The sequence below is a fragment of the Pseudomonas sp. 4CAES_32.4 genome (genome assembly GCF_058136335.1).
On record NZ_CM176882.1, the window covers coordinates 5680734 to 5694959 of the forward strand.

Here is a 14226-nt window from a genome sequence, read left to right on the forward strand (position 1 = left end):
GCGTCAGAAAAACACCCGTCAAAAACACTAATGGCACAGTGCCTGCCCATAGAGAAAAGCTTAGTCGAGCAGATCCAGTTGCAAATGATCGGCCACCGCTTCAGCGCTGATGGCCTTGAGTTTCGGTACACGCCCCAGGCACGGCGCCGGAATCCGCTCGGCCAATGTGGCGAGGTTTTCCTCCAGCCGCGAAGTCTTCGGATCGATGATATTCGCCACCCACCCAGCCAGTTGCAGACCATCCCGGGCAATCGCCTCGGCCGTCAGCAACGCATGACTGATGCATCCCAGCCGCACGCCGACCACCAGAATCACCGGTAGCTTCAGCGCAATCGCCAGATCCGACAAATTATCCTGATCCGCCAACGGCACCCGCCAACCACCCGCGCCTTCGATCAAGGTGAAATCGGCATTCATCGCCAGAATCTCGCGCATCGGCGCCAGCAGCGATTGCACGGTCAACGCCACACCCGCTTCACGCGCCGCCAGATGCGGAGCAATGGCCGGCTCGAACGCGACTGGATTGACCTGTTGATAAGTCAGGGGCAACGAACACTCGGCCAACAGCGCCAGCGCATCGGAGTTACGCAAGCCCTTGGGCGTGACGTCGCAACCGGACGCCACCGGTTTGCCCGCCGCCGTGCTCAGCCCCGCCGAACGTGCCGCGTGCAGCAACCCGGCGGCAACCGTGGTCTTGCCGACATCAGTGTCGGTTCCGGTGATGAAATAGGCTGCGCTCATACGGGTTTCTCCAACACGGCGTAGACCACCTGATAAGTTGCCGGCAATCCCGACGCCTCACGGAACTGCTCGTATGCTTCAACCAACCCGAGAATCCGCGCGCGCCCGGTCAAGCCGCCCGGCCGCCCTAGATTCAGATTGTGCGCACCCAAGGCTTTCAATTCATGGGTCAGGCTGCGCACGTCAGGGTAATGCAGCACATGCGCCTGATTCTCCAGACTCAGCGTGCGCAAACCACTGGCCGCAGACAATTGCTCATAACGCGTGAACTCGCGGAAGCGGTTGACGTGCACCAGCCCGTCGACCTGCCGCCAGCTGTCGCGCAGCTCAAACAACGTCCCTACACAAAGACTAGCAAATGCAAAAATCCCGCCCGGCTTCAATACGCGAAAAGCTTCGCTGAGCACCGCATTGAAATCCGCACACCACTGCACCGCGAGGCTGGAGAAGATCAGGTCGCAGGTCGAATCCTGCAACGGCAGTCGCTCCGCATCGCCGGCAATGAAATGCTCGGCGCCGCCCAATGGCCGCGCGTGATCGAGCATGCCCTCGGCGATGTCCAGCGCCAGACCTTGGCCATGAGTAAAGCGCGAAGCCATTGCTCGGGTGAAATATCCGGTGCCACAGCCCAGATCCAGCCAGCGCGCGGGTGCGAAATCCACCGGCAAGCGCTGCAGCAATTGTGTACCGACATCGCGTTGCAACTCGGCGACGCTGTCGTAACTGGCCGCTGCGCGGGAGAACGAGGCCGCCACCTGACGCTTGTCAGGCAAGCCGCCAGGCAGCACAAGAGACAAATCAGTCATCACCGCACTCATGTAAAAAAGCCTGGATCGCACCCGCCAGTCCGTGGGGATCTTCCAGAAGAAACGCATGACAGGCCTGTTCGATCAGACCTATTTCGATATCCGGTAACAGGGCGAATAACGCCCCCGCCGCTTCCGCCGGGACCAGAGCGTCCTGTCCGGCGAACAGATGAAATTGCGGGCCGCGATAGGCTTGCAGAGCGTCGCGGGTGTCGATCTGCGCGAGCAGTTCCAGCCCGGCCATCAATGCCGTCGGCGCGGTATGTGGCGCGCCACCCAGCATCAGTCGCGACAAGCCGCGCGGGTCTTGCGCGCCTTGGGCACAGAGCAGCGAGAAACGTTTGAGGGTCGTACGGGCATCGGCTTGGCAACCGGCGAGAAAGGCGTCGAACGTCTCGCCCGCCATCGCGTTCGGCCATTGTTCATGGGCAACAAAAGAAGGGTTGCTCCCCAGCGTCAGCAACCCGCAGCAACGCTCGCCACGACGCGCCGCCAATTCGGAGGCGAGCATGCCGCCCAGCGACCAGCCGCCAAGCCATACATCCTGAGGAATGCGCTCATCGAGTTCGTCGAGCCAGTCTTGCAGGTCACTGGAGTCCAGCTCCGGCAACGGCTCGATTTCGATATTCAGATGTTCGTCGAGCCCCTGCAATGCCGCCGCCAGAGGCTCCATCGGCGAAATACCGAGGCCCCAGCCGGGCAGCAGAATCAGGCGATTACGCATGGCTTGGCTCCGACGTCAGTTGGGCAAAGCAATCGGCCAGTCCTTCTAACAATAGCTGCACCTGCGCCTCGCTGTGAGCGGCGGTCAGGGTCACGCGCAAACGCGCGCTGCCGGCAGGCACGGTTGGCGGGCGGATCGCGGTGACCATCAGCCCGCGCTCGCGCAACATCTGCGACAAGCGCACCGCGCGCCCGGCATCGCCAATCATGATCGGCTGGATCGGCGTGAAGCTGGCCATCAACTCCAGGCCGATCTGCTCGGCGCTACGGCGGAACTGGCGGATCAGCGTCTGCAGATGCTCGCGGCGCCAATGCTCGGTGCGCAGCAGCTCCAGACTTTTCAGCGTTGCACACGCCAGCGCCGGTGGCTGGCTGGTGGTGTAGATGTACGGGCGGGCGAACTGGATCAGGCTTTCGATCAGTTCCTCGCTACCCGCCACGAAAGCGCCAGCGGTGCCGAAAGCTTTGCCGAGGGTGCCGACCAGTACCGGCACATCCTCTTTGCTTAAACCGAAATGCTCGACGATGCCGCCGCCATTCGCACCGAGCGGGCCGAAACCGTGAGCATCATCGACCATCAGCCACGCGCCTTTGGCTTTGGTTTCACGGGCCAACGCTGGCAGATCGGCAAGATCGCCGTCCATGCTGAACACGCCGTCGGTGACCACCAGCGTATTGCCGGTGGCTTTCTCCAGGCGCTTGGCCAGACTTTCCGCATCGTTGTGCAAATAGCGGTTGAAACGCGCGCCGGACAGCAGCCCGGCATCGAGCAACGAGGCGTGATTGAGGCGGTCTTCCAGCACCGTATCGCCCTGCCCGACCAGCGCGGTGACCGCGCCTAGATTGGCCATGTAACCGGTGGTAAACAGCAGCGCACGCGGACGACCCGTGAGATCGGCCAGGGCTTCTTCGAGAGCGTGATGCGGGCTGCTGTGGCCGATCACCAAGTGCGAAGCACCGCCACCGACGCCCCAGCGTTCAGCGCCGGCACGCCAGGCTTCGATCACTTGCGGGTGATTGGCCAGGCCGAGGTAATCGTTGTTGCAGAAGGCGAGCAACGGTTTGCCGTCGACCACCACTTCAGGCCCCTGTGGGGATTCAAGCAGCGGGCGCTGGCGATAGAGATTTTCGGCACGGCGGGCAGCAAGGCGTGCGGCGAGATCGAAAGACATGCAGGCCTCGACAGTCAGATCACATGAATCACGATGGACACAGACCCTGTGGGAGCTGGCTTGCCAGCGATGGCGGCGGCACCTTCAACACAGATGTCGACAGGTAGTCCGCTATCGCTGGCAAGCCAGCTCCCACAGTGTTTTGTATCGCATCAAAAAAATCAGACGGCGGCGTTATAGAACTGCTCGCTGCTCTTCTGCTCCACCAACGCCTGCTCGATCGCTGCCTGATGCACCTCATCGGAATGCTCTTCGCGAGCCTCCGGCGCAATGCCCAGGCGCGCAAACAACTGCATGTCCTTGTCGGCCTGCGGGTTGGCGGTGGTCAGTAGTTTGTCGCCGTAGAAAATCGAGTTGGCGCCGGCGAAAAATGCCAGGGCCTGCATCTGCTCGTTCATCGCTTCACGGCCGGCGGACAGGCGCACGTGGGATTGCGGCATGAGGATACGGGCCACAGCGAGCATGCGGATGAAGTCGAACGGGTCGATGTCTTCAGCATTTTCCAGCGGCGTGCCGACGACTTTCACCAGCATGTTGATCGGCACTGACTCCGGATGCTCCGGCAGGTTGGCCAACTGGATCAGCAGGTTGGCGCGGTCATCCAGCGACTCGCCCATGCCGAGAATGCCACCGGAGCAGATCTTCATCCCCGATTCACGCACGTAAGCCAGCGTTTGCAGGCGCTCGCTGTAAGTGCGGGTGGTGATGATGCTGCCGTAGAACTCCGGCGAGGTGTCGAGGTTGTGGTTGTAGTAATCGAGACCGGCCTTGGCCAGTGCTTCGGTCTGATCCTGATCGAGACGACCGAGGGTCATGCAGGTTTCCAGGCCCATGGCCTTCACGCCTTCGACCATTTTCAGCACGTACGGCATGTCTTTGGCCGACGGATGCTTCCACGCGGCGCCCATGCAGAAACGCGTCGAACCGATGGCTTTGGCGCGAGCAGCCTCTTCGAGGACCTTCTGCACTTCCATCAGCTTTTCTTTTTCCAGGCCGGTGTTGTAGTGACCGGACTGCGGGCAGTACTTGCAGTCTTCCGGGCAGGCGCCGGTCTTGATCGACAGCAACGTCGAAACCTGAACGCGGTTGGCGTTGAAATGCGCGCGGTGCACCGTCTGAGCCTGGAACAGCAAGTCGTTGAATGGCTGTACGAAGAGTGCTCTGACTTCGGCCAATGACCAGTCGTGACGCAGGGTGGCGGTGGTGCTCGCGCTCATGGCTAATTCCTTGGTTATGCTTGGCTGGCGGCTGCGGGAACGGAATACCCACAGGCGCTACACGGATGTTCGGCATATTTAAGGAAGAGTCATGCGCTGTCAACCACGATACAAAACTTCGGTTTACATCTGTTTAAAAAACGAACAAACCTGTTTGCTGTGCGATGAGCCGACAGAAGCAGAAATGCCAATGTGTGTGGCCTGCGAAACTGAGTTGCCCTGGCTTGGCGATCACTGCATCGCCTGTGCGTTGCCGCTCCCCGGCGCCGGCCTGACCTGCGGTGAGTGCCTGCTAGAGCCTCCGGCGTTCGAACAGGTCGCTGTGCCATGGTTTTATGGCTTCCCGGTCGACAGTTTGATTACGCGTTTTAAACACAACGCGAAATGGCCGTTTGGCCACCTGCTCGCCGACGTTCTCGGGCAATACCTGCAACATCGCTTCGAAGAGGGTTTGCCAAGGCCCGATGCGTTGCTGCCGGTACCGCTGGCGGGTAAACGGCTAAGGAAACGCGGATTCAATCAAGCGGCGATGTTGGCGCGCTGGCTGAGCACCTCGCTGGATCTGCCGTGCGACGAGATGGTTCTGCGCCGCATCAAGGACACCGATGCCCAGCAGGTGCTCGACGCCAAGTCGCGTAAACGCAATCTGCGCAATGCGTTCGACCTCATGCCGGATGCGCAGGTGAAAGGCCGGCATTTCGCGTTGATTGATGATGTGCTGACCACTGGCGCCACTGCGCAGGCGCTTGCGCGTCTATTGATGGACGCTGGCGCTGCGCGGGTCGATGTCTATTGCCTGGCGCGCACGCCGAAACCCGGAAGCTGAAGCCAACACAATCCCCCTGTAGGAGTGAGCCTGCTCGCGATAGCGTCATCAATGCCAACATTTATGCTGACTGAACCACCGCTATCGCGAGCAGGCTCACTCCTACAGGGATTTGGGTTCGGCTTGACTCTCGCGTCACTAGCGGCCAACTTCCACGTCCACCGCCACAAAAAAGCACCCTCCCATGTCCATGCCCTCCCTGTTGTCCCAGCACATCGTCCGCCGTCCGCAGCGTATCGCCCTGCTGCAACACATCGCCGAACAAGGCTCGATCACCCGCGCCGCGAAAAGCGCCGGTCTGAGCTACAAAGCGGCGTGGGATGCGATCGATGAGTTGAACAACCTCGCGCAGAAACCGCTGGTGGAGCGTGCCGTCGGCGGCAAGGGCGGTGGCGGCGCGAAACTGTCCAGCGAAGGCGAACGCGTTTTGCGTCTGTACCAAAAACTTCAGGCCTTGCAAGCGCAGGTGCTGGAGGCGGCAGAAGACGCCAGCGACCTCGATCTGCTCGGGCGATTGATGCTCAGAACCAGCGCACGCAATCAGCTGCACGGCAAGGTCGTGGCGATTGAGGCGCAGGGCCGCAATGATCTGATTCGTCTGGAGTTGGCTGAAGGCCTGTGCCTCAATGCGCAAATCACCCACGACAGCACTGTGCATCTGGAACTGCAACCCGGCACCGAAGTCGTCGCGTTAATCAAGGCTGGCTGGCTCGAACTGCTGACCCTCGAGCAACCTGCAACGTCTGGTCACAATCTTCTCAAGGGCACCATCGAAGCGATCCTCGACGCCGAAGACGGCCCCAGCGAAGTGCGCATTACCCTGCCCAACGGCCATACCCTCTGTGCCTTGGCCGAGCCGCTGGACTTGCGCACCCGGGGGCTGGTCGTCGGGCAAGCGGTGCAGGTGCAGTTTTCGCCGTCCAACGTGCTGATCGGCACGCCGCTGTAATCGAGGCCTGCAACAAAAGCGTCATCGCCTCCCTTTAAGGTTGCTGCCAAAACCATGCAGGGAGCCTGATGTGAGCCTATTAGAAGAAAACCAATCCACCGACCTGGAAAAAATGGTCGGCCTCAGCCGTCGCGGTTTCATCGGCGCCGGTGCGTTGTGCGGTGCAGCGATGTTCCTCGGCGGCAGCCTGCTGAGCCGCAGCGCGCTGGCCACCGGTGTCAGCGCCGGCAACAGCCGCTTGCTCGGCTTCGAGAGCATTCCCGCCGCGACCACCGACGTCATCACTCTGCCCAAAGGCTACAAGTCTTCGGTGCTGATCAGTTGGGGCCAGCCCCTGCAAAAGAACGGCCCGGCGTTCGATCCGAGCGGCAACGGCACCGCCGCCGCACAGGAAGTGCAGTTCGGCGACAATAACGACGGCATGAGCCTGTTCGCCTTCCCCGACGATCGCAACCGCGCGTTGATGGCGATCAACAACGAATACACCAACTATCGCTACCTCTACCCGCACGGCGGCATGCCGCAATCGGCCGAAGACGTGCGCAAGGCGCTGGCCTGCGAAGGCGTATCGGTGATTGAAGTGCAGCGCAAGAACGGTCAGTGGCAGTTCGTCCAGGGCTCGCGCTACAACCGTCGCATTCACGGCAACTCGCCGCTGCGCATCAGCGGCCCGGCGGCCGGTCACGAGCTGATGAAAACCGCTGCCGACAAGCACGGTAAGAAAGTCCTCGGCACTTTCCAGAACTGCGCCAACGGTAAAACCCCGTGGGGCACTTACCTGACCTGTGAAGAAAACTTCACCGACTGTTTTGGCAGCAGCAATGCTCAGCAGCAGTTCGACCCTGCACAGAAGCGTTACGGCGTCTCGGCCGCCAGTCGCGAGATCAACTGGCACCCGTACGACCCGCGCTTCGACATGGCGAAGAACCCCAACGAACTCAACCGACATGGCTGGGTGGTCGAGATCGATCCGTTCGATCCGCAATCGACCCCGGTCAAACGTACGGCTCTGGGCCGCTTTAAACATGAAAACGCCGCACTGGCCGAGACCGATGACGGCCGCGCCGTGGTGTACATGGGCGACGACGAACGCGGCGAGTTCATCTACAAATTCGTCAGCCGCGACCGCATCAACCACCGCAACGCCAAGGCCAACCGCGACATCCTCGATCACGGCACCTTGTACGTGGCGAAATTCGATAATGGCGACAGCAACCCCGATCACCCGAAAGGCCAGGGCCAGTGGATCGAACTGACCCACGGCAAGAACGGCATCGATGCCAGCAGCGGCTTTGCCGACCAGGCTGAAGTGCTGATCCACGCGCGCCTCGCCGCCAGTGTGGTCGGCGCGACACGCATGGACCGCCCGGAATGGATCGTCGTCAGCCCGAAGGACGGCCAGGTTTATTGCACCCTGACCAACAACGCCAAGCGCGGCGAAGACGGCCAACCGGTGGGCGGGCCGAACCCGCGCGAGAAGAACGTCTACGGGCAGATTTTGCGCTGGCGCACCGACCGCGATGATCACGCTTCGAAGACGTTTGCCTGGGATCTGTTCGTGGTCGCCGGCAACCCGGGCGTACACGCTGGCACGCCGAAGGCCGGCTCGAAGAACATCACCGCGCAAAACATGTTCAACAGCCCGGATGGTTTGGGCTTCGACAAGGCTGGGCGCTTGTGGATTCTGACTGACGGCGATTCGAGCAACGCCGGCGACTTTGCCGGCATGGGCAATAACCAGATGCTGTGCGCCGATCCCAAGACCGGTGAAATTCGTCGGTTCATGGTCGGGCCGATTGGTTGTGAAGTCACCGGGATCAGTTTTTCCCCGGATCAGAAAACCCTGTTTGTCGGGATTCAGCATCCGGGCGAGAACGGCGGCTCGACCTTCCCTGAGCATTTGCCGAATGGCAAGCCACGCTCGTCGGTGATGGCGATTACCCGCGAAGACGGCGGGATCGTCGGCGCCTGACAGGCCCTCATCGCTGGCAAGCCAGCCCCCACAGGGAAACGCATTTCTAATGTGGGAGCTGGCTTGCCAGCGATAGCGTCAGCGAAGACACCAACCACCTCCCCCGCTGCCATCTGCGCTACCATGCTGGGCCGGACGCGGCAGCCTGCTGCGCGCAGGAGTCAGCATGGCCCACCCGTTTGAAACCCTCACCCCCGACCTCGTCCTTGATGCCGTTGAAAGCATCGGGTTCCTGAGCGATGCGCGCATTCTGGCGCTCAACAGCTACGAGAACCGCGTCTATCAGGTCGGCATCGAAGACTCCGAACCGCTGATTGCCAAGTTCTATCGTCCGCAGCGCTGGACCAACGAAGCCATCCTCGAAGAGCACAAGTTCACCTTCGAACTGGCCGATGTCGAAATTCCAGTGGTCGCACCGCTGATCCACAACGGCGAAACCCTGCACGAACACGCCGGTTTCCGTTTCACCCTGTTTCCTCGCCGTGGTGGCCGGGCGCCGGAGCCGGGCAATCTTGATCAGCTGTATCGTCTCGGCCAGTTGCTCGGGCGGATTCACGCCGTCGGCGCGACCAAGCCGTTCGAACACCGTGAAGCCCTCGCCGTACAGAACTTCGGCCACGCCTCGCTGAACACCTTGCTCGAAGGCAACTTCATTCCGAAAAGCCTGCTGCCGGCCTACGAGTCCGTCGCCCGCGACCTGCTTAAACGCGTGGAAGACGCCTACGCCAACACGCCGCACCAGAACATCCGCATGCACGGCGACTGCCACCCCGGCAACATGATGTGCCGCGACGAGATGTTCCACATTGTCGATCTCGACGACTGCCGCATGGGCCCTGCAGTGCAGGACATCTGGATGATGCTCGCCGGGGATCGTCAGGAATGCCTCGGCCAGCTGTCGGAGTTGATGGATGGCTACAACGAATTTCATGATTTTGACCCGCGCGAACTGGCGCTGATCGAACCCCTGCGCGCCCTGCGCCTGATGCACTACAGCGCGTGGCTGGCACGGCGCTGGGATGATCCGGCGTTCCCGCACAGCTTTCCGTGGTTCGGCACCGAGCGTTATTGGGGCGACCAGGTGTTGGCGTTGCGCGAGCAATTGGCCGCGCTCAACGAAGAACCGCTGAAACTCTTCTGATCAAAGATCAAAAGATCGCAGCCTTCGGCAGCTCCTACCTTGGAAGACATTCCCCTGTAGGAGCTGCCGAAGGCTGCGATCTTTTTGCGTTCCGGCACGACACATCTATACAACCTCTTTACAATCCCTCCTTTGTTAGCTGCCTAAGCAAGGATTCTGCATGCAAGCCGCCAACCCGCGTCGCGGGTACATTCTGGGCCTGAGTGCCTACATCATCTGGGGCCTGTTCCCGATCTACTTCAAAGCCATCGCCGAAGTGCCGGCCGTCGAGATCATCATCCACCGGGTGCTGTGGTCGGCGCTGTTTGGTGCACTGTTGCTGATGGTGTGGAAACACCCGGGCTGGCTGCGCGAACTGCTGGACAACCCGAAGCGCCTGGCGATTCTGGCGTTGAGCGGCACCCTGATCGCCGCCAACTGGCTGACCTATGTGTGGTCGGTGAACAACGGACGCATGCTTGAGGCGAGCCTCGGTTACTACATCAATCCGCTGGTCAACGTGTTGTTGGGTATGTTGATTCTCGGCGAGCGTCTACGACGGATGCAGTGGGTTGCGGTGGGTTTGGCGGCGGTGGGCGTGGCGCAGCAGGTGTGGCAAGTCGGCAGTCTGCCGTGGGTGTCGCTGGTGTTAGCGCTGACCTTTGGCTTCTATGGTTTGATCCGCAAACAAGCGCCGGTCAAAGCGTTGCCGGGTTTGGTGGTGGAAACCTGGATGCTGGTGCCGATTGCCATTGCCTGGTTGCTGTTCAATCAGACCGCCACCAGTGCCCAGCCGGAGTTCTGGACCACGTCGCAAGCTTGGTGGCTGGTGGCGGCCGGCCCGGTGACGCTGGTGCCGCTGGTGTGCTTCAACGCTGCCACGCGACACTTGCCCTACACCACGATCGGCTTCCTGCAATACCTCGCACCGACGCTGGTGCTGTTGCAAGCCGTGCTGCTGTTTGGCGAGCATTTGTCGTCGAGCACCTTGATCGCGTTCATCTTCATCTGGGCCGGTCTGGCCGTTTACAGCATCGATGCCGTGATCAGTTTGCGCCGGCGCAGCTGATCAAAAAACACACAAACCCTCACAGGCCACGGTTCTCGTGGCCTGCATCGTTCCTTCCCAAGGTTATCCACAGCGTGATCCCCGCCGTTTGTGCGCAAGTCACTGAATGCTGGCGGTTTTTTGATCAACTCCGGCAAAGCCACGGCGGGCCTGGCGATGCGGGCAATCTCTACAGGTTATCCACAGGCAGGTGCACGTTAAAACTGGATAACCTGATCCGCGCTTAAACGTCTGTGCGTAACACCAGTTCGACCATCAGATCATCGGCCAGGGTTTCCAGACGCGACTGTAAAACGTCCAGCGACAGGGTCAGTGGCACCGCGAGAATCGCTTCGGCGTGAAACAGCGGCTCGCTGCTCATCGGCGCCGGACGCACCTCAGTCACCAGCCGCTCAAGGTTGACGCCCTGCTCGCTCAACAGCCGGGTGATGTCGCGCACGATCCCCGGGCGATCATTGCCCACTAGGTCCATGGCGATCGGTTTCCAGGTGCAGGACTGCTCGATGCCACTCTCGGCAATCAACACGCGGATGCCATGGGTCGACAATGCTTGTAGGGCATCGACCAATTCGTCGTAAGCCTCCGCCGGCACGCCCACCCGAAGAATCCCGGCGAACTGCCCGGCCATCCGCGACATGCGGCTTTCCAGCCAGTTACCGCCATGCTCGGCGATGCATTGGGCGATGCGCTCGACCTGCCCGGGTTTGTCCGGTGCAAAAACGGTGAGTACGAGATGGTCCATGGCGTCGCCCTCTTGTCATGACTTTTGTTATAGAAGAGGAAGTATAGGCAAGCGGGGATTTCGCGCTGAGGCGACCGGCCTCTTCGCCAGCAAGCTCGCTCGTGCAGGGTGTAAGCGAAATGGGCGGCAATAGCAGCCAAATACTATTTATGTGTACAACTTTTGATATTTAACTGGAACAATCCAATGGTTTTTTGAGAACATCCCTTTCCGCGATGTGACCGCAATGCGACATGAGGTCGCAGAACGACGTAACTAGTCTGATTTTCACAAGCGCAACTCATCATGTAGTATACCGCAGCGCGCACTACATAACGCTGGATCGATGTCTGCCCAAGGCATGCTCACAACCCTGAAAGCCCCGTCAGCAAGGCCCCAAGCCTTTGATTGGTCCCAGCCCAGCCGCCAGCAATGGCATGTACTGGTCGGCAGGTTTGTGGTTTAAATGGCCAGAGGCTTCATTGTCAAAATTGAAGAGCTGAAAAGCGAAATAGCTGAGCAGAGTGAGGCAAGCAATGACTGAACACGTTCAAGTCGGTGGCCTGCAGGTCGCCAAAGTCCTGTTCGACTTCGTGAACAACGAAGCCATTCCCGGTACCGGCCTCACCGCCGACAAATTCTGGGAAGGTGCTGACAAGGTCATTCATGACCTGGCGCCGAAGAACAAAGCCCTACTCGCCAAACGCGATGACTTCCAGGCTCGTATCGATGCCTGGCATCAGGAACGCGCCGGTCAAGCGCACGACGCCGTGGCCTACAAAGCTTTCCTGCAAGAAATCGGTTATCTGCTGCCAGAAGCGGCTGATTTCCAGGCAACGACGCAAAACGTCGATGACGAAATCGCCCGTACCGCCGGCCCGCAACTTGTTGTGCCGGTGATGAACGCTCGCTTTGCTCTCAATGCTTCGAACGCCCGCTGGGGTTCGCTGTATGACGCCCTCTACGGCACCGACGCGATCAGCGAAGACGGTGGCGCGGAAAAAGGCAAAGGCTACAACAAGGTGCGTGGCGACAAAGTCATCGCCTTCGCCCGTGCCTTCCTCGACGAAGCCGCGCCATTGGCCGCCGGCTCCCACGTCGATTCGACCGGCTACAAAATCGCTGACGGCAAACTCGTGGTCACCCTCAAGGGCGGCAGCAACAGTGGCTTGCGCGACGACGCACAACTGATCGGTTTCCAGGGCGACGCCAACGCGCCAATCGCGATCCTGCTGAAACACAACGGTCTGCACTTCGAAATCCAGGTCGATGCCACCACCCCGGTTGGCCAGACCGATACTGCTGGCGTCAAAGACATCCTGATGGAAGCGGCGCTGACCACCATCATGGACTGCGAAGACTCCGTGGCGGCCGTCGATGCTGACGACAAAGTGGTGATCTACCGCAACTGGCTCGGCCTGATGAAGGGCGATCTGTCGGAATCTGTGTCCAAGGGCGGCCAGACCTTCACCCGCACCATGAACCCGGATCGTACTTACGCCGCGCCAAATGGCGGTGAAGTGACCCTGCACGGTCGTTCGCTGTTGTTCGTGCGTAACGTTGGCCACCTGATGACCATCGACGCGATCCTCGATAAAGACGGTAACGAAGTGCCGGAAGGCATTCTCGACGGTCTGGTCACTTGCCTCGCGGCGATGCACAACCTCAACGGCAACACCTCGCGTCGCAACACGCGCACCGGTTCCGTGTACATCGTTAAACCGAAGATGCACGGCCCGGAAGAAGCGGCGTTCACCAACGAGTTGTTCGGTCGCATCGAAGACGTACTGGGCCTTACGCGCAATACCCTGAAGGTCGGGATCATGGACGAGGAGCGCCGTACCACGGTCAACCTCAAGGCCTGCATCAAGGCAGCCAGCGAGCGTGTGGTGTTCATCAACACCGGTTTCCTCGACCGCACCGGCGACGAAATCCACACCTCCATGGAAGCCGGCCCGGTTGTGCGCAAGGCAGACATGAAGGCTGAGAAGTGGATCGGCGCTTACGAAAACTGGAACGTCGATATCGGTCTGAGCACCGGCCTGCAAGGTCGCGCGCAAATCGGTAAAGGCATGTGGGCGATGCCCGACCTGATGGCCGCGATGCTCGAGCAGAAAATCGCTCACCCGCTGGCCGGCGCCAACACCGCTTGGGTGCCATCGCCGACTGCTGCTGCACTGCACGCGCTGCACTACCACAAGGTCGACGTGTTCGCCCGTCAGGCCGAACTGGCCAAACGCGCTCGCGCTTCGGTGGACGACATCCTGACCATCCCGCTGGCGGTCAATCCGAACTGGACGCCAGAGCAGATCAAGAACGAACTGGACAACAATGCCCAGGGCATTCTCGGTTATGTGGTGCGCTGGATCGACCAGGGTGTCGGCTGCTCGAAAGTGCCGGACATCAACGACGTCGGCCTGATGGAAGACCGTGCCACGCTGCGTATCTCCAGCCAGCACATCGCCAACTGGCTGCGCCACGGTGTCGTCACCGAAGCGCAAGTGATGGAAAGCCTCAAGCGCATGGCGCCAGTGGTTGACCGTCAGAACGCCAACGACCCGCTGTACCGTCCACTGGCGCCGAACTTCGACAGCAACATCGCCTTCCAGGCGGCGGTCGAACTGGTGATCGAAGGCACCAAGCAGCCGAACGGTTACACCGAGCCGGTTCTGCACCGTCGTCGTCGCGAGTTCAAGGCTGCCAATGGCCTGTAACCTGCGCTGATTGCCGGACATGAAAAAGCCCTGATCGAGAGATCAGGGCTTTTTCTTTGGGAGGCAAAATCAAAAGATTTGTGATCGTTCCCACGCTCCGCGTGGGAACGCAGCTCGGGACGCTCCGCGTCCCCTCCAGAGCCGAACGCGGAGCGTCCGGTGAGGCGTTCCCACGCAGAGCGTGGGAACGAGCGGC

The 14226-nt window shown here is 60.6% G+C and carries 12 protein-coding genes; 6 read left to right on the forward strand and 6 right to left on the reverse strand.

Annotated features, from left to right (window positions below; translation table 11 throughout):
• Nucleotides 1-60: 60 nt before the first annotated feature.
• The 5 genes from bioD to bioB form a co-directional block, all read right to left on the reverse strand.
• Entirely contained in the window at nucleotides 61-741 is a 681-nt protein-coding gene (gene bioD / locus AC3Y64_RS25655) for a dethiobiotin synthase (RefSeq protein ID WP_489985663.1), read from the reverse strand.
• Nucleotides 738-1547, reverse strand: a complete 810-nt coding sequence (bioC, locus tag AC3Y64_RS25660; protein ID WP_489985664.1) for a malonyl-ACP O-methyltransferase BioC — start codon at nucleotides 1545-1547, stop codon at nucleotides 738-740. The genes bioD and bioC overlap by 4 nt, the downstream gene beginning before the upstream one ends.
• The gene (locus tag AC3Y64_RS25665; protein ID WP_489985665.1) at nucleotides 1540-2271 is read right to left on the reverse strand and encodes an alpha/beta fold hydrolase; all 732 of its coding nucleotides are present in this window, start codon (nucleotides 2269-2271) and stop codon (nucleotides 1540-1542) included. Before AC3Y64_RS25665 ends, bioC begins: the two co-directional genes overlap by 8 nt.
• Complete coding sequence (gene bioF / locus AC3Y64_RS25670) at nucleotides 2264-3442, reverse strand: 8-amino-7-oxononanoate synthase (protein WP_489985666.1); 1179 nt, start codon at nucleotides 3440-3442, stop codon at nucleotides 2264-2266. Before bioF ends, AC3Y64_RS25665 begins: the two co-directional genes overlap by 8 nt.
• 161 nt (nucleotides 3443-3603) lie before the next feature.
• Nucleotides 3604-4659 carry a biotin synthase BioB gene (gene bioB, locus AC3Y64_RS25675; RefSeq protein WP_489985667.1) on the reverse strand — a complete coding sequence of 352 codons (1056 nt, stop codon included), beginning with the start codon at nucleotides 4657-4659 and terminating at the stop codon, nucleotides 3604-3606.
• A gap of 91 nt (nucleotides 4660-4750) precedes the next feature.
• Between bioB and AC3Y64_RS25680 the strand changes: the two genes are divergently transcribed.
• The 5 genes from AC3Y64_RS25680 to rarD all read left to right on the forward strand — a co-directional run bounded on the left by AC3Y64_RS25680 (nucleotide 4751) and on the right by rarD (nucleotide 10595).
• On the forward strand, nucleotides 4751-5485 hold the full coding sequence (locus AC3Y64_RS25680; RefSeq protein ID WP_489985668.1) for a ComFC family protein: 735 nt from the start codon (nucleotides 4751-4753) through the stop codon (nucleotides 5483-5485).
• A 184-nt stretch (nucleotides 5486-5669) separates the two neighbouring features.
• A complete protein-coding gene (locus tag AC3Y64_RS25685; RefSeq protein ID WP_489985669.1) occupies nucleotides 5670-6434 on the forward strand; it encodes a TOBE domain-containing protein in 765 nt (254 codons plus the stop codon).
• A gap of 70 nt (nucleotides 6435-6504) precedes the next feature.
• A complete protein-coding gene (locus AC3Y64_RS25690) occupies nucleotides 6505-8406 on the forward strand; it encodes a PhoX family protein (RefSeq protein ID WP_489985670.1) in 1902 nt (633 codons plus the stop codon).
• A gap of 166 nt (nucleotides 8407-8572) precedes the next feature.
• Entirely contained in the window at nucleotides 8573-9547 is a 975-nt protein-coding gene (locus AC3Y64_RS25695; RefSeq protein ID WP_489985671.1) for a serine/threonine protein kinase, read from the forward strand.
• Between the two features lie 160 nt (nucleotides 9548-9707).
• A complete protein-coding gene (gene rarD, locus AC3Y64_RS25700; protein WP_489985672.1) occupies nucleotides 9708-10595 on the forward strand; it encodes an EamA family transporter RarD in 888 nt (295 codons plus the stop codon).
• A gap of 223 nt (nucleotides 10596-10818) precedes the next feature.
• Here the strand turns inward: rarD and AC3Y64_RS25705 are convergent, their stop codons facing one another.
• Entirely contained in the window at nucleotides 10819-11337 is a 519-nt protein-coding gene (locus AC3Y64_RS25705) for a glycine cleavage system transcriptional repressor (protein ID WP_016983184.1), read from the reverse strand.
• 515 nt (nucleotides 11338-11852) lie between these two features.
• Here AC3Y64_RS25705 and AC3Y64_RS25710 point away from each other — a divergent pair.
• The gene (locus AC3Y64_RS25710) at nucleotides 11853-14030 is read left to right on the forward strand and encodes a malate synthase G (RefSeq protein ID WP_489985673.1); all 2178 of its coding nucleotides are present in this window, start codon (nucleotides 11853-11855) and stop codon (nucleotides 14028-14030) included.
• Nucleotides 14031-14226 lie beyond the last annotated feature (196 nt).

Excerpts from the sequence above, each read along its gene's own strand:
- bioB (WP_489985667.1), bottom strand. The coding sequence starts at position 4,659 with ATGAGCGCGAGCACCACCGCCACCCTGCGTCACGACTGGTCATTGGCC.
- AC3Y64_RS25710 (WP_489985673.1), top strand. The coding sequence starts at position 11,853 with ATGACTGAACACGTTCAAGTCGGTGGCCTGCAGGTCGCCAAAGTCCTG.
- rarD (WP_489985672.1), top strand. The coding sequence starts at position 9,708 with ATGCAAGCCGCCAACCCGCGTCGCGGGTACATTCTGGGCCTGAGTGCC.
- AC3Y64_RS25665 (WP_489985665.1), bottom strand. The coding sequence starts at position 2,271 with ATGCGTAATCGCCTGATTCTGCTGCCCGGCTGGGGCCTCGGTATTTCG.
- bioF (WP_489985666.1), bottom strand. The coding sequence starts at position 3,442 with ATGTCTTTCGATCTCGCCGCACGCCTTGCTGCCCGCCGTGCCGAAAAT.
- AC3Y64_RS25695 (WP_489985671.1), top strand. The coding sequence starts at position 8,573 with ATGGCCCACCCGTTTGAAACCCTCACCCCCGACCTCGTCCTTGATGCC.
- AC3Y64_RS25685 (WP_489985669.1), top strand. The coding sequence starts at position 5,670 with ATGTCCATGCCCTCCCTGTTGTCCCAGCACATCGTCCGCCGTCCGCAG.
- AC3Y64_RS25705 (WP_016983184.1), bottom strand. The coding sequence starts at position 11,337 with ATGGACCATCTCGTACTCACCGTTTTTGCACCGGACAAACCCGGGCAG.
- bioC (WP_489985664.1), bottom strand. The coding sequence starts at position 1,547 with ATGACTGATTTGTCTCTTGTGCTGCCTGGCGGCTTGCCTGACAAGCGT.
- bioD (WP_489985663.1), bottom strand. The coding sequence starts at position 741 with ATGAGCGCAGCCTATTTCATCACCGGAACCGACACTGATGTCGGCAAG.
- AC3Y64_RS25680 (WP_489985668.1), top strand. The coding sequence starts at position 4,751 with ATGCGCTGTCAACCACGATACAAAACTTCGGTTTACATCTGTTTAAAA.